This window comes from Embleya sp. NPDC055664 (assembly GCF_053618075.1).
Genome location: NZ_JBSHGZ010000028.1, coordinates 119,369 through 141,495 on the forward strand (window position 1 = coordinate 119,369; position 22,127 = coordinate 141,495).

The 22,127-nt window shown below is 70.2% G+C and carries 16 protein-coding genes and 2 pseudogenes; 14 read left to right on the top strand and 4 right to left on the bottom strand.

The annotated features are described in order from the left end of the window. The first annotated feature begins 277 nt into the window (after nucleotides 1-277). Nucleotides 278-2,410, top strand: a complete 2,133-nt coding sequence (locus ACWGR4_RS34255; protein ID WP_452131052.1) for a phosphocholine-specific phospholipase C — start codon at nucleotides 278-280, stop codon at nucleotides 2,408-2,410. Nucleotides 2,411-2,724: 314 nt separating this feature from the next. Here ACWGR4_RS34255 and snpA read toward each other — a convergent pair whose 3' ends face one another. Both snpA and ACWGR4_RS34265 read right to left on the bottom strand, forming a co-directional pair. Then, nucleotides 2,725-3,474 (bottom strand): snapalysin, encoded by a 750-nt coding sequence (gene snpA / locus ACWGR4_RS34260; RefSeq protein ID WP_452131051.1) that lies wholly within the window; start codon nucleotides 3,472-3,474, stop codon nucleotides 2,725-2,727. A 189-nt stretch (nucleotides 3,475-3,663) separates the two neighbouring features. After that, on the bottom strand, nucleotides 3,664-4,494 hold the full coding sequence (locus ACWGR4_RS34265) for an SDR family NAD(P)-dependent oxidoreductase (RefSeq protein ID WP_452131050.1): 831 nt from the start codon (nucleotides 4,492-4,494) through the stop codon (nucleotides 3,664-3,666). A gap of 294 nt (nucleotides 4,495-4,788) precedes the next feature. Between ACWGR4_RS34265 and ACWGR4_RS34270 the strand changes: the two genes are divergently transcribed. The 3 genes from ACWGR4_RS34270 (at nucleotide 4,789) to ACWGR4_RS34280 (ending at nucleotide 7,419) form a co-directional block, all read left to right on the top strand. Next, nucleotides 4,789-5,682, top strand: a complete 894-nt coding sequence (locus tag ACWGR4_RS34270) for a LysR family transcriptional regulator (RefSeq protein WP_452131049.1) — start codon at nucleotides 4,789-4,791, stop codon at nucleotides 5,680-5,682. A gap of 302 nt (nucleotides 5,683-5,984) precedes the next feature. Next, nucleotides 5,985-6,683: a helix-turn-helix transcriptional regulator gene (locus ACWGR4_RS34275; RefSeq protein WP_452131048.1), complete on the top strand. Its 699-nt coding sequence runs from the start codon at nucleotides 5,985-5,987 to the stop codon at nucleotides 6,681-6,683. Between the two features lie 244 nt (nucleotides 6,684-6,927). Continuing rightward, the gene (locus ACWGR4_RS34280; RefSeq protein WP_380004016.1) at nucleotides 6,928-7,419 is read left to right on the top strand and encodes a DUF3291 domain-containing protein; all 492 of its coding nucleotides are present in this window, start codon (nucleotides 6,928-6,930) and stop codon (nucleotides 7,417-7,419) included. Between the two features lie 189 nt (nucleotides 7,420-7,608). On the opposite strand, the gene ACWGR4_RS34285 is transcribed toward ACWGR4_RS34280, so the two are convergent. Then, nucleotides 7,609-8,007, bottom strand: a complete 399-nt coding sequence (locus ACWGR4_RS34285) for a hypothetical protein (protein ID WP_452131047.1) — start codon at nucleotides 8,005-8,007, stop codon at nucleotides 7,609-7,611. Between the two features lie 307 nt (nucleotides 8,008-8,314). On the opposite strand from ACWGR4_RS34285, the gene ACWGR4_RS34290 reads away from it, so the two are divergent. From ACWGR4_RS34290 to ACWGR4_RS34320, 7 genes and pseudogenes are all read left to right on the top strand, one after another. Continuing rightward, nucleotides 8,315-8,890 (top strand): DUF3995 domain-containing protein, encoded by a 576-nt coding sequence (locus ACWGR4_RS34290; RefSeq protein ID WP_452131046.1) that lies wholly within the window; start codon nucleotides 8,315-8,317, stop codon nucleotides 8,888-8,890. Nucleotides 8,891-8,898: 8 nt separating this feature from the next. Beyond that, on the top strand, nucleotides 8,899-9,432 hold the full coding sequence (locus tag ACWGR4_RS34295) for an RNA polymerase sigma factor (protein ID WP_452131045.1): 534 nt from the start codon (nucleotides 8,899-8,901) through the stop codon (nucleotides 9,430-9,432). After that, the gene (locus tag ACWGR4_RS34300; protein ID WP_452131044.1) at nucleotides 9,429-9,944 is read left to right on the top strand and encodes a hypothetical protein; all 516 of its coding nucleotides are present in this window, start codon (nucleotides 9,429-9,431) and stop codon (nucleotides 9,942-9,944) included. Before ACWGR4_RS34295 ends, ACWGR4_RS34300 begins: the two co-directional genes overlap by 4 nt. 439 nt (nucleotides 9,945-10,383) lie before the next feature. Continuing rightward, nucleotides 10,384-10,656, top strand: a pseudogene (locus ACWGR4_RS34305) (MFS transporter); the annotation flags it as partial. Nucleotides 10,657-10,762: 106 nt separating this feature from the next. Further along, nucleotides 10,763-11,107, top strand: a complete 345-nt coding sequence (locus ACWGR4_RS34310) for a hypothetical protein (protein WP_452131066.1) — start codon at nucleotides 10,763-10,765, stop codon at nucleotides 11,105-11,107. Continuing rightward, complete coding sequence (locus ACWGR4_RS34315) at nucleotides 11,104-11,511, top strand: RidA family protein (protein WP_452131043.1); 408 nt, start codon at nucleotides 11,104-11,106, stop codon at nucleotides 11,509-11,511. The genes ACWGR4_RS34310 and ACWGR4_RS34315 overlap by 4 nt, the downstream gene beginning before the upstream one ends. 240 nt (nucleotides 11,512-11,751) lie before the next feature. Beyond that, complete coding sequence (locus tag ACWGR4_RS34320; RefSeq protein WP_452131064.1) at nucleotides 11,752-13,209, top strand: FAD-dependent monooxygenase; 1,458 nt, start codon at nucleotides 11,752-11,754, stop codon at nucleotides 13,207-13,209. A gap of 308 nt (nucleotides 13,210-13,517) precedes the next feature. Here the strand turns inward: ACWGR4_RS34320 and ACWGR4_RS34325 are convergent, their stop codons facing one another. Next, entirely contained in the window at nucleotides 13,518-14,063 is a 546-nt protein-coding gene (locus tag ACWGR4_RS34325) for a nuclear transport factor 2 family protein (protein ID WP_380004024.1), read from the bottom strand. 556 nt (nucleotides 14,064-14,619) lie between these two features. Between ACWGR4_RS34325 and ACWGR4_RS34330 the strand changes: the two are divergent. From ACWGR4_RS34330 to ACWGR4_RS34340, 3 genes and pseudogenes are all read left to right on the top strand, one after another. Then, a pseudogene (locus tag ACWGR4_RS34330) lies at nucleotides 14,620-14,875 on the top strand (GNAT family N-acetyltransferase); the annotation flags it as partial. Between the two features lie 5,011 nt (nucleotides 14,876-19,886). Next, nucleotides 19,887-20,714, top strand: a complete 828-nt coding sequence (locus ACWGR4_RS34335; protein WP_078980120.1) for a ParA family protein — start codon at nucleotides 19,887-19,889, stop codon at nucleotides 20,712-20,714. Further along, nucleotides 20,714-22,069 carry a hypothetical protein gene (locus tag ACWGR4_RS34340; RefSeq protein WP_452131042.1) on the top strand — a complete coding sequence of 452 codons (1,356 nt, stop codon included), beginning with the start codon at nucleotides 20,714-20,716 and terminating at the stop codon, nucleotides 22,067-22,069. Before ACWGR4_RS34335 ends, ACWGR4_RS34340 begins: the two co-directional genes overlap by 1 nt. Nucleotides 22,070-22,127: the final 58 nt, after the last annotated feature.

A 22,127-nucleotide genomic window follows, 5' to 3' on the forward strand; every position in this document is an offset into this window, starting at 1 on the left:
CCACGCCCCCCGCCGCGTCCGAGCGGGCCGGTGTACGCCGCATGCGCTGCCGAACCGCGCCAGGGCAGGCCCTCCGGGTGTAACGGCCGGCCGCTACCAGGCACGTCACCGGCCTTCAGGCCGGCCGATGTTCGCCTGCCCGTCACCCGCGATCCGCTCCCCGGTAGGGCGCGGAGCGATGAACTGCGTACGTCCGCCCCTCCCGCCGGGCCCGCACCGCCGACCCCCGTCGACAGGCGCGAGCGTCCGGCTCTCCGCGTCCTCGAAAGGGCATTTCGTGTCGGCCTCCCCCCAGCCTCCCTCCGGCGTATCCCGCCGCCGCCTGTTCCAGCTCGGCGCGGGCGGCGCGGGTCTTGCCGTCGCCGGCTCCCTCCTGCCGCCGTCCGTCCAGCAGGCCCTCGCCTCCCCGCCCCCGCGCGGCGGGTTGAAGGCGATCAAGCACGTGGTCGTGCTGGTCCAGGAAAACCGCTCCTTCGACCACTACTACGGCACGTTGCGCGGCGTGCGGGGCTTCGGCGACCGCAACGCGATCCGCCTGCGCGACGGCGGCAGCGTGTTCGAGCAGCCCGGCGGCACCGCCGGCCACGTCCTGCCCTTCCCGGTGCGCAAGGCCGCCCAGGACGCGTCGAAGGACCTCCAGTACATCGGCGCGCTCGACCACAGCTGGGACGGCGGCCACAAGGCCTGGAACGACGGCTGGAACGACGGCTGGATCGGCGCCAAGTCGCCCGCCACGATGGCCTTCTACGACCGCGCCGACCTGCCGTTCCACTACGAGCTGGCGGACACCTTCACGATCTGCGACGCGTACCACTGCGCGCTGCCCTCGTCGACCTCGCCCAACCGCAACTACCTGGTCAGCGGCTACACCGGCTACGAACCGGGCAGCACCACCCGGCGGGCGATCGACAACGCCGCGTACTCCGAGGACACCCACGCGGGCTACTCTTGGACCACCTACGCCGAGGAACTGCAGCGCGCGGGCCGGTCCTGGAAGGTCTACCAGGAGTGGGACAACTACCAGGACAACAACCTGGAGTTCTACGTCTCGTTCAAGCAGGTCGCCCGCAAGGCGCTCGCCGCCGCCGGCGACTTCAAGAGCCTGGACTCGTTCTACGGCAAGCTCGCCGGCGTACCCGCCGCCGAGCAGGACGCCATGCTGGCCAAGCTGGAACAAGGCGTCGCCACGCTGTCGCCCGCCGAGCGGGTCCTGTACGAGCGCGGCCTGCGCCGCGGCCGGCCGCACTCGCTCGCCGACTCGCTGCGCGCCGACATCGCGGCCGGGGCCCTGCCCGAGGTGTCGTACCTGGTGCCCTCCTCGGTCGACTCCGAGCACCCCGGCGACTCCTCGCCCGCCGCCAGCGCCACGCTCACCTACCAGGTGCTCGACGCGATCGCGTCCAACCGGGAGATCTGGGACTCGACCGTCGTGCTGCTCACGTTCGACGAGAACGACGGCTTCTTCGACCACGTGCCGGCGCCCTGCCCGCCGGCGGAGGTCACCGACGAGTACTACAACGGGCTGCCGATCGGCTTCGGCGCCCGCGTGCCGATGATGATCGTGTCGCCGTGGACGGTCGGCGGCTACGTCTCGTCCGAGATCTTCGACCACACCTCGGTGACCCGGTTCCTGGAGACCTGGACCGGCGTACGCGCCCCCGACATCAGCGCCTGGCGGCGGACCGTATCCGGCGACCTGACCGGCGTGTTCGACTTCGACCGGGCCCGCCGCTCGCAGGTGCCGCCGCGCCCGGCGCCGGCCCCCGTGTTCACCTCGCGCTGGCGGCCCGCGCCGCCGGCGAACCAGAAGCTGCCCGAGCCGGAGCGCGGTCGCCGCCCGGCCAGGCCGCTGCCGTACCAGCCCGACGCCTCCGCGCGGCTGGACGCCTCCAAGCGCACGCTGACGCTCGACCTCGCCAACGGCGGGCAGTCCAGCGTGCACCTGCAACTGTTCCCGTACTCCGGGGACCTGGCCAAGCCGAAGCACTACGACGTGCGCGGCCGGCGCTCGGACACGATCGCGCTCAAGGGCGAGCGCTACGACCTGACGCTGATCGGCCCGAACGGCTTCCGCCGCGAGTTCGCCGGGGCGAGCGCGCCGACCGCGCCCGGGGCCGGCGCCGAGGTCACCTCGCGGGTGCGGTCCACCGGGCGCATGCTCGACCTCGAACTGGTCAACCACGGCAAGCAGTCGGTGACCTTCAAGCTCACCCCCAACGCCTACGGGCAGGGCTGCTCCGACCGCGAGCGTACGATCACCCTCAAGCCCGGCCGCGACCGTACGGTGCACTGGTCGACGGGCTCGGCCGACGGCTGGTACGACGTCACGGTGACCATCGAGGGCGCCGACGGCTTCGTCCGACGTCTGGCCGGTCACATCGAGAACGGTCGGGAGAGCGTCAGCGGCTGACCCGCGACCGACTCGACTCGCGACGTGGGTCGCCCGGAGGCCGGCGCGGCGTCTCCGGGCGGCCCACCGGCCACGCCGGGTCCGCGGCAGCGCCCGCACGACCCCGTACGTCCCGGCGCACTTCCCCGCGCCGGGACGTGCGAGGGGGTGCGGGCGCGGGGCCGAACGCGAGCCGACCTCGGTCGCCACGACCCATCGGTGGGTCGTCGAGGCCGAGGTCGGGAGCGAAGCTCGGGGTCGGAGCCGGGGTTACGGGGTGACGGGGTGACGGGCTGGATCAGCGTCGGCTATCGGTCGGACGATCCCGCGAACGGTCAGTGGACCCTCTTGAACACGGAGGAGTTCGCCGCCAGGCCGTTCTCCCACAGGTATTCGACGTCGCTGCGCTCCTGCGCGTCCGGCTGCGTGTTCGTGCAGGACGGGCCGGGCCCGCCGCCGGACATCAGTTCGCTGCACGGACCGGAGTAGTTGTCCGGCAGGCCGAGCACGTGGCCGGTCTCGTGCGCGGCGACGCGGACCGAGTAGTACTCCTGGTTCTGCTGGTAGTCGAGGAAGATGTACCCGTGCCCGTGGCCGTCGGTGTCGGCGTAGGAGCCCTGCGGGTCGCTGCCCTCGTAGTAGGCGAAGTCGGCACCGCCGCCCCCGCCCTCGCTCAACTGCACGTTACCGACCGCGTTGTTCCAGATCTGCGCGCTCTGCGCTATCTCGGACGCGAACGACGGCGCCTGGCTCGCGTCGTAGGTGATGGTGACGCTCAGCAGACCCGGGTTGGCGGCCTGCTTGGCCCTGACCGACCTCATCACCGCGTCGAAGAACGCCTTGTTGCCGGCCTGATCGGCGGCCGAGCCCGCATAGGCCGAGGCGGTGTGGTGGCTCGGCACCGGGTGGTGGGACGCGGACGGGGAGGCGGAGGCGGACGTCGGCACCGCGGTCAGTACGGCGGCCAGGCCGAGACCGAGCGCGGCCGAGAACACCGTCCTGCGGCGGCCGGCACGGCGCGGGTGGCTCGGGGCACTCGGGTGACTCGGGTCGCTCGGGAGAGTCGATCGATTCGGTCGATTCATCTGGGGGACTCCATTCATGCCGGGAATCGGCGGTCACCGGTGGGACGCCGGGGACTCGCCGGGGGAATTCCGGTCAGGGCGAGTGTGTCCCCGGTGACGACGAGCGCGGATGATGCCAGTGGGTGATAGCTCCGTCGGATCCGGTGGCGTCCGCCACCCCCGACACCCGGCGCTCGGTACGCCGCGCGGTCAGGCCCGGAAGGGCAACGCCGTGCGCTCGCGGACCAGTTCGGCGTGCGGCGTACGGGTGCCGGCCGGAAGTGTGGCCAGCCACACCACGTCGGCGGCGGCCCGGTCGAGCGCCTCCTCCCGCGCGGCCGCGTCCCCCGGCGCGGCCGGATCCGGGCGGCCCACGCACGCGACGTTGACCACGATGTCGCGCCGCGCCGGGTCCTGGGCCAGCTCCCGGGCCAGCACCTTCACCGCGGCCACCGTGCCGATCGCGGACGGGACACCGATCCACGCCGGCCACCCCTCCGCCGCCGACCGCCCGTCCTGGACGGCCCGTACGTAGTCGTCCATCACCCGCGACAGGTCGGCCAGGCTCACCCGGTCCACGTCGAAGCGCGCGCGCAGCCGATGGGGCAGGTGCCGCAGGCCGCCGAGATCGCCGACCACGCACACGAACCGGGCCCCGTCGCGCAGTCGCGGCGCGAACGCCTCGATCAGCCGGCGGGTGCCGTGGTTGTTGGTGTCGACGTACGCCCCGACCTGGTCCTGGTTGCGGGCCGCGAGATCGATCCGGGCGCCGGCGCCGCCGATCAGGATGTCCACGCCGCCGTGCCGCGCGACGACGGTTTCGGCCAACGCCTCGGCGCCGGCCGGATCGCACAGGTCGAGCGCGGCCAGGCGCGGCGCGAACCCCTCGCGGCGCAGACGGTCGACGGCGGCTTGTCCGCGTTCGGGGTCGCGCGCGGTGAGGTAGACGACGTCGTCGGCGGCGAGTCGGCGGCACAACCCGCGCAGCACGGCCAGTCCGAGTCGCCCGGTCCCCCCGGTGACGATGGCGGTTTTGGACATGGCACTCCCCGATTCCGTCGAGCCGTCGTACGTGGCGCGGGTCGTCGCCGGCCGAGTCGGGTGGAGTCGACCGGGCGGACCGGCGTGTGTCTACGATCGTGCCGAGGCGAGGGTCGGAACAACGGCGATGCCGGCAATGAGCGTTAACCCTCGGGTTAACGATGCGGGGCATTGCGGCGGATCGGTCGGCGCTCGACTCGACTCGACTCGGCTCGACGACGGGGCACGGCGGCACGGCCGCGAGCGAGGCACGGCGATACGGCACGACGATATGGCAACGAACGGCGGGGGCGTATGGAGCTGCGGGACATCGAGATCTTCCTCGTGCTGGCCGAGGAGTTGCACTTCGGCCGCACCGCGGATCGTTTGCTGATCTCCTCGGCGCGGGTCAGCCAGGCGATCAAGCAGCAGGAACGCCGGATCGGCGCACCGCTGTTCGAGCGGACCAGCAGACGTGTGGCACTGACCCCGATCGGGGACCAACTGCGCGAGGACCTGGCGGCGGGCTATCAGCGCATCCAGGACGGGATCGAACGCGCCGCCGCCTCGGCACGCGGCCTGACCGGGACGCTGCGCCTGGGCACGATGGATGCCACGCTGGCGGAGATCCCGGAGATCCTGGAGGCGTTCCGGACCCGGCACCCCGACTGCGAGGTGCGAATCCGCGAGGCGCACATCGGGAATCCGTTCGGGCTGTTGCGGGCCGGCGAGGTCGACCTGCAACTGGTGTGGCTGCCGGTGGAGGAGCCCGATCTGACGGTGGGTCCGATCGTGCTGACCGAGCCGCTGGTGCTCGCGGTGTCCGCCCGGCACGAGTTCGCGGGGCGCGAGTCCGTGTCGCTCGAAGACCTGGCGGTGGGACCGGTGTTCGGCTTCGACGACTCGGTACCGGCCTACTGGGCCGAGGCGATCAACCCGGCGCAGACACCGAGCGGCAAGCCGATCCCGCGCGGCCCGGTCAGCTCGACGGCGCACGAGACGCTGACCACGATCGCGGCGGGCCTGGCCATCTCGCCGGTGCCGCTGCACGCGGTCAAGTACTTCCCTCGCGGCGACATCGCGTACGTCCCCATCCACGACTCGCCCATGTTGTCCTGGGCCCTGATCCACCGCACCGCCGCCCTCTCCCCCCTCGCCCGGGCCTTCACCCGGGCGGCCGAGGACATGTTGGCCGCGGCCGGATCCTGATCTCGCGCCGATGGGCTCGGGAGGGGCGGGCCTTCGGGCGGTCGTGGCCGGCGGTGGTGCCGGGCGGACCGGCGCGAGGGCGTCGGGTCCGTGCTTGCCGTGCCGATGTGTCCGTCCCGACCCCGCCGGCCGTTTCGGGCCGAGTCGCTCGGTGGGTCCGGTGACGCGTCCGGATTCGCCGCCGGCCGCCCGGGGGCGCGCCGGACGGCCGCCGTGTGCAGTCGGGCCTCGAAGGGTGCCGAGTATCGGGACGGACCACCCGGGACGGGTCGGGTTCGCGCGCGCTCGCCTACACTCCGGTTGTGTCCGACCTCTCCTCTCCCCCGCCCGGTGACGACGCGCTCGACGCGGTCGGGGTGCTCGTCGATCCGGTGCGCCGGGCGTTGTATCGCCACGTCGTCGCGGCCGAGGGCCCCGTCGGCCGGGCGGCCGCGGCGGACGCGGTCGGCATCCAGCGCACGCTCGCGGCCTTCCACCTCGACAAGCTGGTCGAGGCGAACCTGCTCACCACGGAGTACGCCCGGCCCGCCGGCAAGGGCGGCCCCGGCGCGGGGCGGCCGGCGAAGTTGTACCGCCGCAACCCGGTCGAGACGAGCGTGACGCTGCCCCCGCGCGCCTACGACACGGCCGGCCAGATCCTGGCGGACGCGATCGAGCGGGCCGGCGCCGACCGGGCGGTACACGCGGCCGCGTACGACGCCGGGCGGGTGGCCGGCCGGGCCCTCGGGGGTGGGCCGCCCGCAACGGGGGAGGCCGACGAGCATGCTCGGGTACTGGCGGCCCTGACGGCGCGCGGCTACGAGCCGGTCCCGGAGGCGTCCCGCATCCTGCTGCGGAACTGCCCGTTCCACCAACTGGCCGAGGACTTCCCGCCACTGGTGTGCGGAATGAACCTGGCCCTGCTCGAGGGCCTGCTCGACGGCGTCGACGCACCCGGCCATCGGGCCCGCCTGGACTCGGTACCGGGCCGCTGCTGCGTGGTGGTCGAACGCGCCCCGTAGGGGCGGCCATCGCCGAAGCGGCAGCGGTGGCGGCGACGGAGTGATCCGGGTCGCCGCCCGAACCACGCCGGGAAGTCCGCTGCCCGCCCGGTGCGGTGCCACCCATGCCCGAATCCTCGTACCGCTCCCGCGCACAACCTGCACGCACCTCGACCCGCGGCGCGGGGACGTACTTCCTCGCCGCCCTCGATCTCTAAAAACAATTCTCGTTGACATATTCTCGGCGACCTGGTGAGGTGATGGCATGCCGACGACACACCACATCGCCCAGTTCAACGTCGCGCGAATGCTCGCTCCCCTGGACACGCCCACCATGGTCGACTTCGTCGCCGGTCTCGACCCGGTCAACGAACTCGCCGACGGCGCACCCGGCTTCGTCTGGCGCCTGACGGGCGAGGACGAGGGAGTGCCCTCGTCCACCGACATCCGCCCCTACGACCCCGACTCCATCGTGACCATGTCGGTATGGGAAACCCCGGAACTGCTTTGGGAGTTCGTCTACCGCAGCGGTCACCTGGAATACCTGCGCCGGCGCCAGGACTGGTTCCACCACCTCGCCGAGATCACCCAGGTCGTGTGGTGGCTCCCGGCGGGGACCATCCCGACCGTCGCCGAGGGCAAAGCACGCCTGGACCACCTGCGCGAACACGGCCCCACCCCATACGCCTTCACCTTCCGCAACCGCTTCCCCGCACCGGCGACGGACACCGACGAGCAGGCGGCGGAGGTCGCCTGACCACGCACGCGGACACCACGGGGCGTTGCGACAGCCCTCGGCGCCGCCGCAACCCCCGTGGCGAGCGTGCCACTCGAAGCGCGCCATATCGGGGGCCACCGGCCACCACCCCGCACACCGACTCACGCAGACTCCGGGGCAGTTCGTCCCGCACGAACGCCAAGACGACCTGGGGCGCACGATCCCGCATCAGACGTGATAGAGCCCGTCCCGCCGATGCCGCGCAGGCGGAATGTCCACCGATTCCGCCGCCGTCACGTCGAGGCCACCGGCAGCCGAGCCATTGACCGCCGCCCGCACCAGAACGACCCCCGCCCGCAGTCGCATCCGCTCCCGCCCCTCGGCCAGAGCGGCCGCCGCGCCGATTTCCCCATCGGACGCGAGGTACCGCCCCCAGGCGTACACATCGATCCGCCGGACGATCCGCCGCGGACGCGGACGACGTCCCTCGCGCGCCGCCTCCGCCAGGACTCGGGCGCTGTAGCGCAGGTCGAAGCTCCGGACGGATCGCCACGGCCCTCCGGAAAAAGCCGGTTCGCCCGCCTCTTCGAGGCGACGCGGAATCGGGTGATGTGCGGTGCGGGACATGGGAACTCCGTCGATACACCGCCAGGTCCTCTACCTGGCGTACCTAACGGAACCCGTGCGCGCCGGTGCCCCGATCCCGCCCCGGGCCGCGCCGCCATCCATCGCCTGTCGTCCCCATAGGCGGCAAGCTACCGGACCCCCTCGCGCCGGTGCGCGGGAAATCTACGGGATCAGGGCCGCGTCGTCGCGTTTCGGGCCCGGGTCGCGGAGCCGGATGTGTCCGCCGTCACATGGAACCTTTCCCGCGTGGGCGTCCTCTTCCTGGCGATCGGCCGACAACTCGTCGGCCCGGGAAGGGGATCGCGCCATGCACAACGCCGCCGAAGCCGCAGGCAGCACGAGAACCGCCACCAACATGGCCGCAGCTCTGGATGTGACCACAGCCCTGGATGTGGCCGCAGCCGCCTCGGCCGCCGCCGCGCGCCGGCGCAAGGGCACCGCCGTCGCCGCGCTGCTGGCCGGCGACGCGCTCGTCCACGCGTTCTGGGCGACCGGCGCGACCTGGCCGGCCGGCAGCACCGAGGCTCTGTCGCAGGGACTGCTCAACGCCGACGTCCCGTTCACCCCACGCGTCCTGCTCCCGCTGTGCACACTGCTCACCACCGCCGCCGCCGGCATATACGCGCACAGCCGGGGCCGCGGCGGCAGGCTCGCCGCACTCGTCAGCGCGGCCGTGGCCACCGGGCTCACCGTGCGGGCCGGGGCGGGCGTGGTCTGGGCCCTCGGCGTCGGGGCCGATCCGGGCAGCACGTTCTACCGGCTCAACCTCGCCGTCTACACCCCGGTGTGCGTGGGCTTCGGATACGCCGCCGCGCGCGTCGCACTGGACGGCATCGTCCGGCGGCCCAGTCGGCTGCTCCGAACGCGGGCCGCCGGGAGATGATCACCACCGTGCCCAAGCGTGGAACCGAGGACCGAGCCGCCGAGCGCCGTGCGCGCGGCGTCGCCCTTGCCCGCGCCGCCCGCCGCGGCGACACCCTCGCGATGAGCGATCTGCTCGACCACCTGATCCCCTACGTCACCACCATCTGCGGCCCGATCGCCCTGGACGCCCGGCAGGACGCGGTCCAGGAAACCCTCGTCGTGGTCTTCCGCGCCCTGCGCACCCTCGACGAACCCGAGGCGCTGTACGGCTGGGTCCGGGCAATCGCGGTGCGCGAGGCGGTGCGGATCGCGCGGCGGGCGATCCGCGACGTCCCCACCGAGTGGGCCGACCCGCCCGCACCCGGCGACCCACAACTCGCCGCCGACATCGACGACGTACTTGCCCGACTCTCCCCCGAACACCGCGCCGTACTGGTCCTGCGCGACATCGAGGGCCTGGACGAACAGACCGCCGCCGACCTGCTCGGCGTCCCCGAAGGCACCGTCAAGTCCCGGCTGCACCGCGCCCGGGCGGGATTCCGAAGGATGTGGACGGCATGAGCAAGCCACCCGAACCCGACAACATCGAACCCCCCGACACCAACGCCGACGCCACCACCGACATCGACGCCGAGCCGATCGACGCGGTGGGCCGACTCCGGGTGCTGATCGCCGGGATCCCCGGCGCGCGCATCGTCGAAGGGATTGTCGACGCGCCGTTCGCCGACGTCTGGGCGGTGATGGGGGATCTGGAACACGGCTTCGGCCGATTCCAGCCGGACATGCGCCATGTTCGGGTACTGCGACGCGACGGCGATCGGATAGAGGCGCACGCACGCAGCCGGTACGGGATGCGGGCCCGCTTCGACGGCGTGCTGCGCCCGGGGTGGTGCTGGCTGCAGAGCAGGTTCGTGATCATCGGCATGGCGGCCGTCCCCGAGCACGGGAGCACCCGGGTGGCCCTCACCGGCGGCGTACGCGTCCCCGGCCGCGCCGCCATCGTGCCGGTGGGCGCGACGCGCGAACTGCGCCGGGGCCTGGCCCGGTTGGGCCAGGCGGTGAAGGAGGGCTGACCGACCCGGCGAAACCGGGCTGCGGGCAGGGCGGTTGCGGTGGGGGTGGAGCGTCGAGAGCTTGCATTCTGGATAGATCACATCCAGAATAAAAACCACGGCCCACCCGCACCCCACCCTCGGGAGGGGCAACACACGAGGCAAATTCTGGATATAGAACATCGTGAATATGCAGCACCTCGCCCCCGACTCCCGGCCCCACACTCGCCCCATCACTCACTTCGACACTCGCCTCGACCTCGAGCCCAACCTCCGGACCGACACCCGAGCCCACCCCGACCCCATCGCGACGCGCAGCCCGGAGCCGACGACGCCCGAGCCCTCGACCGCCCCCCGCCAACGACCCCACAAAAACGCCGCCGGGTTCGCCACCGCCCCTCGGTCAATGTTCCGTATCTGGCCCACCGTGGGCACGGTCGCACTCGGAATCTTCACGCTCATGACGTCCGAGCTGTTGCCCGTCGAACTGCTGACCCCTGTCGGCAACACGCTGCATGTCTCCACGGACACCGCCGGATTGATGGTCACCGCACCGGGCATCGTGGCCGCGCTCGCCGCACCGGTGATCGCCGTGACGGCCGGTCGGCTCGACCGTCGGCTCCTGCTCGCCGCCCTGATCGCCCTGGTCGGTGCCGCCAACCTGGTCAGCGCCGCAGCGCCGAACTTCGCCGCGGCGCCGATCGCCCGGGTCCTGGTCGGCGTCGGCGTGGGCGGCTTCTGGGCCATCGCGGGCGGCCTGGCCCTGCGCCTGGTCCCGCCCGAGCAGGTCGCCGCGAGCGACAACCGTTGTCTTCGGCGACGTCTCGGCCGCCTCCGTCGTGGGCGAAGTCACCGGCCGGCGAACCGCCTTCGCAGCCGTCGGCGCGCTCGGCACGGTGGCCCTGCTGGTTCTGGTGGCCCTGCTGCCTCCGCTGCCGAGCACACCGTCCGCCCGGCCGATGACGTTCCGCGACCTGGCCCGGCTCGGCCGCGACAACAAGGGCATACGCGCCGATCCGGAACTTCGCGGCGGGCAACCGAGCCTCCCACGACGCCCGCCGCACCCTGCTCACCATCGCGATCGCCCTGACGCCGCGCCCCAGGCGGCCGAGGCAGCGATGTCCCTGCTCGTCGCCGCGTCCGCGACCGAAACCATCACCGCACCAAGGAGCCCTCGACCATGAGCAACACCTCGTTCACCATCACCAATCCGTCCGACCTGCACAACCCGGTGTCCTATGGCTACAGCCACGTGGTCGACGTCCCGGCCCCTGGCCTGGTCTTCATCGCAGGCCAATACGGCTCCGGCCCCACCGGTGCGGTCGACTCATCGGACTTCTCAGCGCAGGTCGAACTGTCCTTCGCCAACCTGGGCACCGCCCTGGCCACGGCCGGCCTGGGCTTCCGCGACGTGGTCCGACTGGGCACGTACATCGTCGACCACGACCACGCCAGGCTCGAAGCCCTGCTCGCCGTGATCACCCGCATCTGGGGCGACAAGCCGCCGACCCAAACCCTCCTCGGGGTGGCCGCCCTCGCCCTCCCCGACATGCTCTTCGAGGTGGACGCGGTAGCGGTCCGCCGGTAAGCCCGACGAACCGATCCGAGTCCAATTGGACTCACTCACCACACGCGCTGTGGCCCGACACCCTGCGATGTCGGGCCACGGCGCGTTCGGTCCAGGCATAAAAAAGGGGCGAGGAGAGATCCCATCGCTCTCCCTGCCCTCTTCAACATATAGCGCCCCCGGGGCCTTGCGGCAAGGCCCCGGCCACGCCGCAGAATGACCCACCCGGCCGGAATCCAATCTCGTGAAATGGGCGTTGTGATGATTGACGTGATCGTGGTCGGCGGCGGACCCACCGGTCTGATGCTGGCCGCCGAACTGCGGCTGCACGATGTGTACACGGTCGTCTTGGAGCAGTCGGCCGAGCCGTCCGACCGCTCCCGAGGACGCGGGCTGCACACCCGGAGCGTCGAGATCATGGACCAGCGCGGCCTGCTGGACCGATTCCTCGCGGCCGGTGACAAGTTCTCGATCGGCGCCTTCTTCGGCGGCATCCAAAAGAAGTGGCCGGAACTGCTGGACACGGCGCACCCGTACGGCCTCACCGTCCCGCAACCCGTCACCGAACGCCTGCTCACCGAACACGCCCTCGCACTCGGCGCGGAGATCCGGCGCGGCCACGCAGTGGTCGACGTACGCCAGGACAACGACCAAGTATCCGTCGTGACAGCCGACGGAACGTTTCTGCACGCACGCTACGTCGTCGGATGCGACGGCGGGCGCAGCACGGTACGCAAGCGACTCGGGATCGCCTTTCCCGGCAAACCCTCCACCATCGAAACGCTGCTGGGGGACATGGAGGCAACCGACGACCCGGCGACGATCGCCACCGTCGTCACGGAAGTCCGCAAGTTCCAGTTGCGGTTCGGCGCCATCCCCGACACAGAGCGCCAAAGGGGTGTATATCGCTTCGTGGTACCCGCCGAGGGGGTGGCCGAGGACCGCAGCGCACCGACCTTCGAGGAGTTCAAGCAGCGGCTACGCGACGTCGCGGGCACCGACTTCGGCGTGCACTCGCCCCGCCACCTGTCCCGTATCGGCGACGCGACACGGCAGGCCGAGCACTACCGAGTCGGCCGGGTACTGCTCGCCGGCGACGCGGCGCACGTCCACCCACCGACCGGCGGCCAAGGGCTCAACCTCGGCATCCAGGACGCGTTCAACCTCGGATGGAAGCTGGCCGCCGAGGTCCACGGCCGGGCACCGCAAGGGCTGCTGGACACCTACCACGCCGAACGCCACCCGGTCGGCGCGAGCGTCCTGGACAACACCCGCGCACAGATGACCCTCATCGGGACCGAACCGGGCGCCGCCGCGCTGCGGAACCTGCTCTCGAGGCTGTTGGACTGCGAGGAGGCAAACCGCTACCTGACCGGGATCACCACCGCCGTCGACATCCGCTACAACGTCGGCGAGGAGGGCCACGAACTACTCGGCCGCCGACTGCGGGACGTCGAACTCGAACAAGGCCGCCTCTACGAACGGATGCACCGAGGTCGCGGCCTGCTGCTCGACCATACCGGCCGGCTGTCCGTAACGGGCTGGACGGATCGGGTCGACCACGTCGTCGACCCAGGCAAGGAACCCGACGTACCGGCAGCCCTGCTGCGCCCCGACGGCCACGTGGTGTGGGTCGGCGACGACCAGCGCGAACTACTCCGCCACCTGCCCAAGTGGTTCGGCGCAGCCACGGGCTCTACAGCCCACCGGCCGGCGTAGGAAACCTGCAGCTCGGCTCGCCCCAGGTATGGCCCGGGGCGGGCCAACCCACCGATGTACGGACACCGGTATCAAGCGGCGTGTCCGAAATTCCCCACGCCGACAACCGGGAAACGGGCGACGGCGGCACACAAAGGCCCAAGCACACTACGCAGACGAGCACCCACCCCAGCACCACGCACGCTGCCGCCGTACGACACCACACCCCACCACCCGTCGAACACGGCAACGACCTTCGCCCAGGCCCGGAAACTGCCCGTGTACCGAGACCGGCAGCCCTGCGCCATCAGAACCAGCCGAAACCACAGTCAAGACGCTTCCATCTCGCCCTCGCCCTCTCCCTCGCTCTCCAGTTCCACCTCGACCTCCAGCGCAGCCACCACGTCCCTCTCCGAACCCGAACCCGGCGACCAGCCCGAGCCCGCCAAGGGCGCGGTGTCGAGATACCGCACCTCATAGACCCGCTCCGCGAACTTCCACCCATCCGAGGTACGCCGGTAGCAATCGCGATAGAGGGAGTAGTTCAACCCGGACCTGCCATCACGCATACGCCCAAGCTCCTGCACGTACACACGGCCGGACGCCGTATCACCGTCCAACTCGATCGCGCCGGGGTGCACGGTCTGTACGAAGAACTCCCACGCGCCCTGCAACCGCTCGCTCCCGGCCCGGATCTCCCGCCGACCGCGGAACTCCACGTGGGCCTCGGGAATCCGCCACACGCCGTCGTCCGCGAACAGCGACGCCAGGCGGTCGTAGTCGCGCATCATCACGGCATCGGTGAACTCGCCCCACAGCGCGGCGATTTCGATCCGATCGGCGATGCTCTCAAGCTTCCGGTCGAGGTCCCTCATCGTTCTCCTCCATGGCCCTTTCGGACTTCGCGGATGATGCGACGTTCCAACCGATATGACAAAACAAGCCGCCCAAATGTCAGGTGGCAAACGCAGCCCGACCTTGCGGCACAGCGACAAGGGCAGAGCCATCCCAACGAGCCCCCGAAACCACGTCCCTCACCCACTCAAGGCCGGACCCCGACCACCCCGACCCCCCGTTGAGCACGATCGTCGGCCCCATCTGCCCTGACCTGCCCGGCTCGACCCAGACCCGACGCAAGTCCCGGTGAACAAATGGATCCCGAGCCACTAAAGGACCCCAACACCCAAATCAGCGCCAGCCCATGCACGCCCACTGCAGCCCCGCCAACCGCCGGTCCGACCATCGCGTCACGCTGGACCAGCCCGGTGACGCGACCCACCCGACGCGCCTGATCCGGATGTTCCAACAGGCTTGGAAAACCAGGGACTTCGCCGCCCAAATCACCCCCCGTCCCCCCGCCACACCTGCACAACCGCCGGCAGCAACCTGGTCGCCACCACGCCCGCCCGATCCCCAGCCCCGTAGGACGACATCCCAATCCTGCGAACCGAGCTCTATACGACGTGGTCAACGACTCGCGAGCGGAGGGCCGGCCACGGCGGCCGATAACGCCCGGTTCGCAACGCTGGTCGGCATGGCGACGCTGTGGGGCATCGACACCCACAACCGGTCCGCGCACATCGGACCAGGACCGCCCCCGGCCGCCCGCGGCAAGGGCTACGGCACCGATATCGTCGCGGCGCTATGCCACTACGGTTTCATCGTGCGCGGCCTGTACCGTCTACGGCCCGCATGCGAATCAAGCCCGGCTCGGCGAACCAGGTATCGAACCCCTCGGTCCACGCCCGATACACCACCTCCGGCGCCGCCCGCATCACACGCTCGACGGTGAGTCCATACGGACGCGCGCTGAGATCGGGGCGGGGGAGGGCACTGCTCACGGTGGGTTCTCCTCATTCGAGGTGCACTTCAAAATCATCCGGCCGCCCGGTGAAAAGCCAGTCGGCAGGGGACAGCCGCGATCGGCGCACGAATCACACTCAAATGCTCATATCACCAATCAGCCGGTCAAAAACCCACAACAAGCACCCCGTGCCCACCCGACCCACAACCCAGCCGACCGGCGCACCGAGACGCATAGCCATACTGGCCCAGCACGCCATTTGCCCCCGCCGGAACAAGCCGCTGACCTGCAACGATGCCACAGACGGCGTTCTAAGGGCCAAAAAAGATCATGCGCATCGAATCATGCCAGGCAGCGAGATTTCGTGGCTCACCAGGGAATTTCTGCAAAGGCGCAGGTCAGACGGGGTGCCAGCAGCAACGATGGCCAAATCCCCACTCAACCCCCCCGCAGCCAACAACGAACCACCCCGCTACGGCGCCCGAACTCGGAGCGTCGACATGCCGGGGAACCTGCATCGAACACACACAACGCGCGACCCATCCAACGCGCGCATGGATCCGCAAAGTGACCCGAACACCGGTGCAGCCACCCTCACCGAGTTCCCAACGAAGCACCCAACGCCGCCGCCAAAGTCCACACAGAACGCTCGGCCATCCCTGGCCGGCAGAAGTCCTCACCCTGGCAGGCCCGTACAGAGACGTAACCGCCCGGATCGCCCAGGGAACAACGCATCGACGCGTCCAACGACTCGCCAAGTCGGACTCCCGGATCGCAGGCACCTTCCCCGAGCGATTCCCTGATCCCGACGGACTCTTCCCAAAACCGCACCCCAGCTCGTTCAGGCCCAGCAGCCACTCATCTGGACCGATCAAACGGCGCTCAAGCGGACAGATTCCGGTGGGGGAGCGGAGGCCGGAACGCGAATGGAACTGCCCGGCATCAACACAACAGCCCCGGATGGCACGACAACCAAAGACCAGCAACACCAAGCTCACGTACCACCAGAGCGATCCCGAACCCTCCGAACGGACCACTCTCGGCACACCACCACCCAGAGGCGTGGCCACCAAAGCCCAACTTGTCGCGCACATCGCACGCAAACGTGTTCACCACTCTCACCCCCGGCATCCCCGAAGCCATCTCTTCGGCAACCAGCGCGACATACGAAGAGCACCAGACGACGATTGATTAACCCCGGCACCGCCGCATGCGCTCCGGCGCTCGGCACCACCACGCATGACGGCGGCGAGCGTTGGGCCGAAGTTCACCTCACTCAAGTGCCAGGAACAAGCCTGGGGAGCCACAACCGCTCTCCTGCATCTCCACTCAAGGAGCGTCTTTGGCCTCCGGGCCGTCGTCATGCCCCGCCCGTGTCGCCTGAACCGGGCACGAAATCATGGCACTCCATCGGCGCATGCCCCGCAGTCCGCGCGGCTGCAAGCATCAAGTAACGTTCCCGTCAGTGGGCCCTGCTGCCAAGATGAACATCTGGCCTGACTCCAAGATCATCACCACGGACAACACGATCCAACTTTCGCTGGTTCGGCGCTCCAGTAGCCGAGAAGGCGGAGGATGGCCATGGACTTCGCAACCTTGAAGTCAACTTTCCGACGAGTGTTCCGCAGTGCAGCGAGCCGTTCGCATGTACTGGGCATCACCTTTTGACCTGCATGTTTCACAAGTTCACAACTCATGCAACGCAGCATGTTCGGCATCATGTAGCGCCTAATGCATGCCGATCTGCACGGATAAATATTCCTTGAGATGTGCGAGAGACTGTTGCTTCAATTGCATGGCAACATGTTCGGTGAGATGAAACACCACATGTCCGTTCCACTACGACGGAATAAGTTCGCGGACTTGCAACACTAAAACGGCGGCTGTGCGGGCGGGTGTGCGGCTGTCTGTTGCGGCGGATGTTCGGGCGTATGGGTGGGCGTACCTCTGTGTGGGCGGATCTACGGGCGGATCGATGGATGGATGGCTCTCTCTGCGGACGGCTCTACGGAGCTGTGTTTGTTCGTATGGATCGGTGAATGTGCGGCTGTGTTTACGGATGTGTGGACGTACGGATGGATCAGTGGATGGATATAGCAACGGGTGTTGGTGTGGGTGTTGCTGTGTTCGGATGACTGGGCGGGTGTCGAGATGGGTGGGCGGATCTCTGGGTGTGCGAACGAAACGATGACTGTGTAGAACGAACAACGGGCGTGCGGATGGATCTATCGCTGGGTGAACGGCTCTATGTACGGGTGCATGGAGCGGTGTGTGAGTGGGTGGGCAGATCTATCGACGGACGTGCGGGCGGGCGTTGCGATGGGCGGATCGATGGCTGGCCGGATGGATGTGCGGGTGGATCTGTGGCCGGAACTATGGCTGGATGGCTCTGCGGATGGATCGAACTACGGGCGTACGGATGGTCGGCCGTACGTACGTATGGAGGGGTGGACGGGTAGGCGGACAGGCGGCCGGAGCGAACGAACGACGGGCCGGTCGGCGTGCGGGACGCTGGGTGTTCCTGTGTGCGGAACGATGGGCAGGCGTTCGTTCGGACGGAGCGATGGCTCGACGGTCGGACGAACGGGTGGTCCTGCGGGCGGACCGTTCTACGTTCGCAGCGACGGGCGGGCGGCCGGAGCAATGGGCGTTTCGGTGCAGCGGTGGGTGGGTGGCCGATCGGCTGTGTCGGCGGGTGGGCCGATCGGTCTGTCCACGAACCGCGCGGTGGACGGCCGAATCTCCGGGCGGGCCTGCCTTCGGGCCGGTCTGCCTGTGGTGCGCTCCGACACTCCCACACACGATCCGGCTACGGTGCACCGGGCGGACAAGGCTGCGGAACGCTCAGACCACGGCACGCACGAAGGCTCCATGGACGAACGCGCGGGCGTGCGGATCCGACAACGACTCGGCATGTGGTCGCAACACGCAACGCAATGGCGGATGGATCCGTGGCCGGGACAGTCTCTCGGCGGCCCTGTGCCGGGATCTCCGGGCGGTAGGCACACACGATCCGGCGAGCGCTCGTACGGCGGCTCTCGGGACCGACAGAGCGATCCGGCGAACATCCGGCGGCACGACGGCACATACGACGTGCGGTCCGAATGTCGCCCTATTCGCCGCTCCTCGCCTCCCCCGCCCCACCGTCCCCCACACGGGACACTCCCGGATGGGCAAAACATGAGGCCTGGCACGCGAACGGCCGGCCGAGTTCCCGCTCCCCGATCGCCCGGGGCGCGCCCACCCGTACCGCCCGGCGCACAACACCGCCCGCCACAAAGCGGACGGACCGGAGAGCGACGACCTGGACGACCTGGACGGCAGAGGCCACCTGGGCCGGGACCCTACGGCAGGCTGCCAGATGTAGAGCGGGGCGACCGGACGGGGCGAGCGCGCAAGGTCGCGTCGGGACAGACTGGCCGAAGTACCGGGTCAGGCCGTGTTGATACGGGGTGTGCCGGACGACCTGGTCAGGCCACGTCGGGATGGCTGGGCCGGAGCCGGCGCGGACTACTCGGCGGAGTACGGCATGCGGGTTCGTCTGCCTCAGCCGGGTCGGGGCGGACCCGACGAGCGGATGCGGTGGGCCGAATGCTGACGGCACGGCGTGGCATGGCGTGGAGCGTCGCGGTCGGCGCGGCATGGCGCCTGACGGCACGGTCAGCGGGTCCTCGACGTAGCGGGTAGCGCTCGGCGAACGGCAGGCAGCGGTGTGATCCGTCGCGCCACCTGGGACAGCGAGGCCCCATCAGTACGCCCGATGCAAGGCAATCAAGAGGCAACCGGCGGGAGGGAGTTGGTGCTGCAAGCGCGCAACCGGAGTGGCCTCGTCAGGGCGAGTCGGCGACGAGGTTGACCTGTGTCAGGGCGAGCGGCCGGCGGGCAGGGGCCGGCGGCCGCCCCAGCGGGCGGGCACGCAGGCAGGCGGGCACGCAGGCAGGCGGGCGGGCGATCCATGGGCCAGGGGCGCGCAGGTCGAGCCGGGCAGGCCAAGCCGGGCGCCAGGGCGCAAGAAGCGGGACACGCAGCCCACGGGCGGGCAGCCCAGGGACACGCAGGTCAGGGACGCACAGACCAAGGATGCGCAGGTCCGGGACACGCAGGTGCGGAGCGGCAGGTTGGGCAAGGCTCTCGGCAAACGCGACGGGCTCGGCGGGCTCGGCTCGGCAAGGCGAGACGGGCTTCGCGGGCACGGCTCCGCGGGCACCGCTCGGCAAGGCGGGACGGGGCAGAGCGAGACGGGGCACGGCTCGCAAACGCGACGGGCTCGGCGGGCACGGCTCGGCAAGGCGGGACGGGGCAGGGCGGGGCAGGGCAAAGCAAGGCGAGGCGGGGCGGGGTGTTCGTGGCCTGGGGACTTGGTTGGCTTGGTGGGGTGGAGTGGGCTGCCCAGGCGGTGGGGGCAGGGGCCGGGGATTCGGGGCCGGGGGTGCTGAGGCCCGAGGCGGTGAAGCCCGAGGCGGTGAAGCCGGGACACCGGAGCCGGGACACCGGAGCCGGAAGGGGTGTCTCGATATGTCGTACAGGTGGTTCGGAGAACGAGAGGTTGCGGGGAATTGGTGCGCCAAAAGAGTCTGTTGGGGGCGTAGATCGGGCCGACCAAACGGGTTAACAGGGACATACGGGTGGGTTTTCCGAGTGTCACAGTGAATTTTGGGATTCCGCTGCTAACCTGACAGACAAAACTTAGGTCGGACCCCTCAAGGACACCTTGGAGGTTCTGCCCGCTAGATCCTGGTTCGTTGCGCTTTCGGGCTTCCGGCGGAAGTATCGAGCAGCTATCCCGGAGGTACGTCGTCTTCCCTGTCAGGTTCAGTGGACGGCTCTGACAGGCCACCGGGCGGGACCCCGGCTCACGCAGGCGTTCGGCCGCTCTACTCCGAGAGGACGCGCGATGGGTGCAGTTGTGGCGGTGGCCAGCCAGAAGGGGGGTCCCGGGAAGACGACGACGACGGTGAACCTCGCGAGTGCTCTGGCCATCAACGGCTTTCACGCCCTGGTGGTCGACCTCGAGCCGCAGGCGCAGGCCGGGGTCGCCCTCGGGGTGGTGCCACAGCCTCAGCGCTCGGTCGGTTTCGCGCTCTACGCCCAGCTCAACGGCATGACGCCCGACGTGCCGGAGATGATCTTCGACCGCAGCGAACTGCTCAAGTCGTTCGAGACCACCGGCAGCCTCAGCCTCTTCGGCTCGGTGCAGAGCACGATGGTCGACGCCGAGCGCAAGATCGCCGGGATGGACTTCTCCACCACCGGGATCCTCCGCCGCATCCTCGAGCCGATTCGCCGGACCCCGACGATCATCCTGATCGACACGCCGCCCAGCGTGAGCGCCCTGTCCGCCGTCGCGCTCGCCGCCGCCGACTTCGTGGTCGCGGTGTGCGAGCCGCTGTACGCGACCGTCCAGGGCGCCGCCGTGATCAAGGGGCTGACCGCCGCCACCTCCGAGCGCACCCTCGGCGAGTGTGAGCCGCGCTTCCTCGGCACCGTGATCAACAAGGCCAACGCCCCGTCCCGGCGCACCAGCGAGGACGACCAGGTCGAGCAGCGGCTGGCCGACTACGGCCTCGACCCCTTCCAGACGCAGATCCGCCGGGACAGCCGGATCTCGCAGGCGTACGAGATCGGGCGCCCCGTCTGCATAGAGCAACCGAACATCGCCGCGAGCGTTGCCTACACCGAGCTGGCCATCGAACTGTTCGACCGTGTGAAGCAGGCCGCCTGATGACCGACGAGAAGCCCGTGCCCAAGTCCAAGGCAAAAGCGAGGAAGGCACCCGCCGTTCAGTCGTCCGTCCTGGCGGCAGCGCTGCAGGACGCCATGAACGGCAGCTTCCTGAACTCGGGCACCGACTCGACGGCCGCGCTGCTGGCCCAGATGGGTGGCGGCAGTGGCGGTGGTTCCGGGACCACGTCCTCGGGGCCGCCGTTCAAGACCGCCGCAGCCGCTGTACCGGCACCGGCGGCCGAGCCCGAGCCGGAGCCGGCCCCCGAGGAAGCGGCGGCCCCTGCCGCGACGTCGGCCGCGGCCGACGTGGCGCCCGAGTCCGCGACGGCGGTCGAGCCCGAGCCGGTACACGCCGCTGCCGCGCCCGTCGTCGAGGCCGCGCCGGCGGGCGCGGAGCCGGCTCCGGTGGTGGAGCACGTACCGGACCCGAAGCCGGTGCCGGCTGCGGAATCGGTGCAGGCGTCGACTCCGGAACCGGAATTCGCGCGCGCGGCTGCGGCCTCGGTTTCGGTCTCGTCCGTGCCTGCCGAAGCCTCGACTCCCCGGCCTCGGCGGGAAGTCGAACCCGACGAGGAACCCCCGCTCGTGCAGTTGGCGCGGCTCGAGGTGGCCCGCGAGGAGTCGGCCCAGGCGCCGGCGCCGGCGCCGCGGTCGGAGCCGGCCTCGACCCCGGCTCAGGCTCAGGCTCAGGAGCCGGCCACGCAGACGGAGCGCACGTCGGACCGGGCCGTCGAGCCCGCGCCCCGAGCGGCCGCTCCGACTCGGGCCGCCTCATCCGCCCAGCCGGCGAAGGCATCCGCGCCCGCGAAGGCCGCCTCGGCTCCGCGTGCTTCCCGGCGCAGCGCTCCCGCGCCTGCCGCGCCGGCTCCGGTCGCCACCGGCTCCGCTGACGAGCAGTCGGCGCATGCCGCGCTCCTGGAGAGCTTTCTCGACGCGCGGATAAACTCCAAGGGCTGGGAGACCTGGGGATTCCGGCTCCTGCCCGACGTGAAGGCGCGTCTGGGTAAGCGGCTCACCGCCGACAAACGTTCGTCACAGAATCGACGTCTGGCGCTGGGGCACTACCTCAACGCCGCCTTGCTGGAGCTTCCCGAGGACAACGACGAGCAGATCGAGATGATCCGCTCGTTCCTGCGTGCCAGGGGCGGCATCACCGACCCCAGTCAGTCCTCCAGCTACCGGGTCAGCCCGGCCGTGTACGAACTCGCCCGCGATCTCGACACCGAGCTGACGGCGACGGAGAAGCGCGGTCTGGTCGTGTACCTGTTCTCGGCCGCCGTCGAACTGTTCCTCGAACGCCTCGACGCCGAGGGCGCCCTCGGCCGTCCCGAGATCTTCTCGCCCCAGCAGTAATCCGCCGGCGGCGGGGGGGGGGGGGGTAAGGGAGCCCCCGCCCCCCCCCCCCGGGTGT

Bases quoted from the DNA above. Each gene is read 5' to 3' on its own strand.
- ACWGR4_RS34320 (WP_452131064.1), top strand. From the start codon at position 11,752: ATGATTGACGTGATCGTGGTCGGCGGCGGACCCACCGGTCTGATGCTG.
- ACWGR4_RS34335 (WP_078980120.1), top strand. From the start codon at position 19,887: ATGGGTGCAGTTGTGGCGGTGGCCAGCCAGAAGGGGGGTCCCGGGAAG.
- ACWGR4_RS34300 (WP_452131044.1), top strand. From the start codon at position 9,429: ATGAGCAAGCCACCCGAACCCGACAACATCGAACCCCCCGACACCAAC.
- snpA (WP_452131051.1), bottom strand. From the start codon at position 3,474: ATGAATCGACCGAATCGATCGACTCTCCCGAGCGACCCGAGTCACCCG.
- ACWGR4_RS34325 (WP_380004024.1), bottom strand. From the start codon at position 14,063: ATGAGGGACCTCGACCGGAAGCTTGAGAGCATCGCCGATCGGATCGAA.
- ACWGR4_RS34285 (WP_452131047.1), bottom strand. From the start codon at position 8,007: ATGTCCCGCACCGCACATCACCCGATTCCGCGTCGCCTCGAAGAGGCG.
- ACWGR4_RS34290 (WP_452131046.1), top strand. From the start codon at position 8,315: ATGCACAACGCCGCCGAAGCCGCAGGCAGCACGAGAACCGCCACCAAC.
- ACWGR4_RS34315 (WP_452131043.1), top strand. From the start codon at position 11,104: ATGAGCAACACCTCGTTCACCATCACCAATCCGTCCGACCTGCACAAC.
- ACWGR4_RS34270 (WP_452131049.1), top strand. From the start codon at position 4,789: ATGGAGCTGCGGGACATCGAGATCTTCCTCGTGCTGGCCGAGGAGTTG.
- ACWGR4_RS34280 (WP_380004016.1), top strand. From the start codon at position 6,928: ATGCCGACGACACACCACATCGCCCAGTTCAACGTCGCGCGAATGCTC.
- ACWGR4_RS34340 (WP_452131042.1), top strand. From the start codon at position 20,714: ATGACCGACGAGAAGCCCGTGCCCAAGTCCAAGGCAAAAGCGAGGAAG.
- ACWGR4_RS34265 (WP_452131050.1), bottom strand. From the start codon at position 4,494: ATGTCCAAAACCGCCATCGTCACCGGGGGGACCGGGCGACTCGGACTG.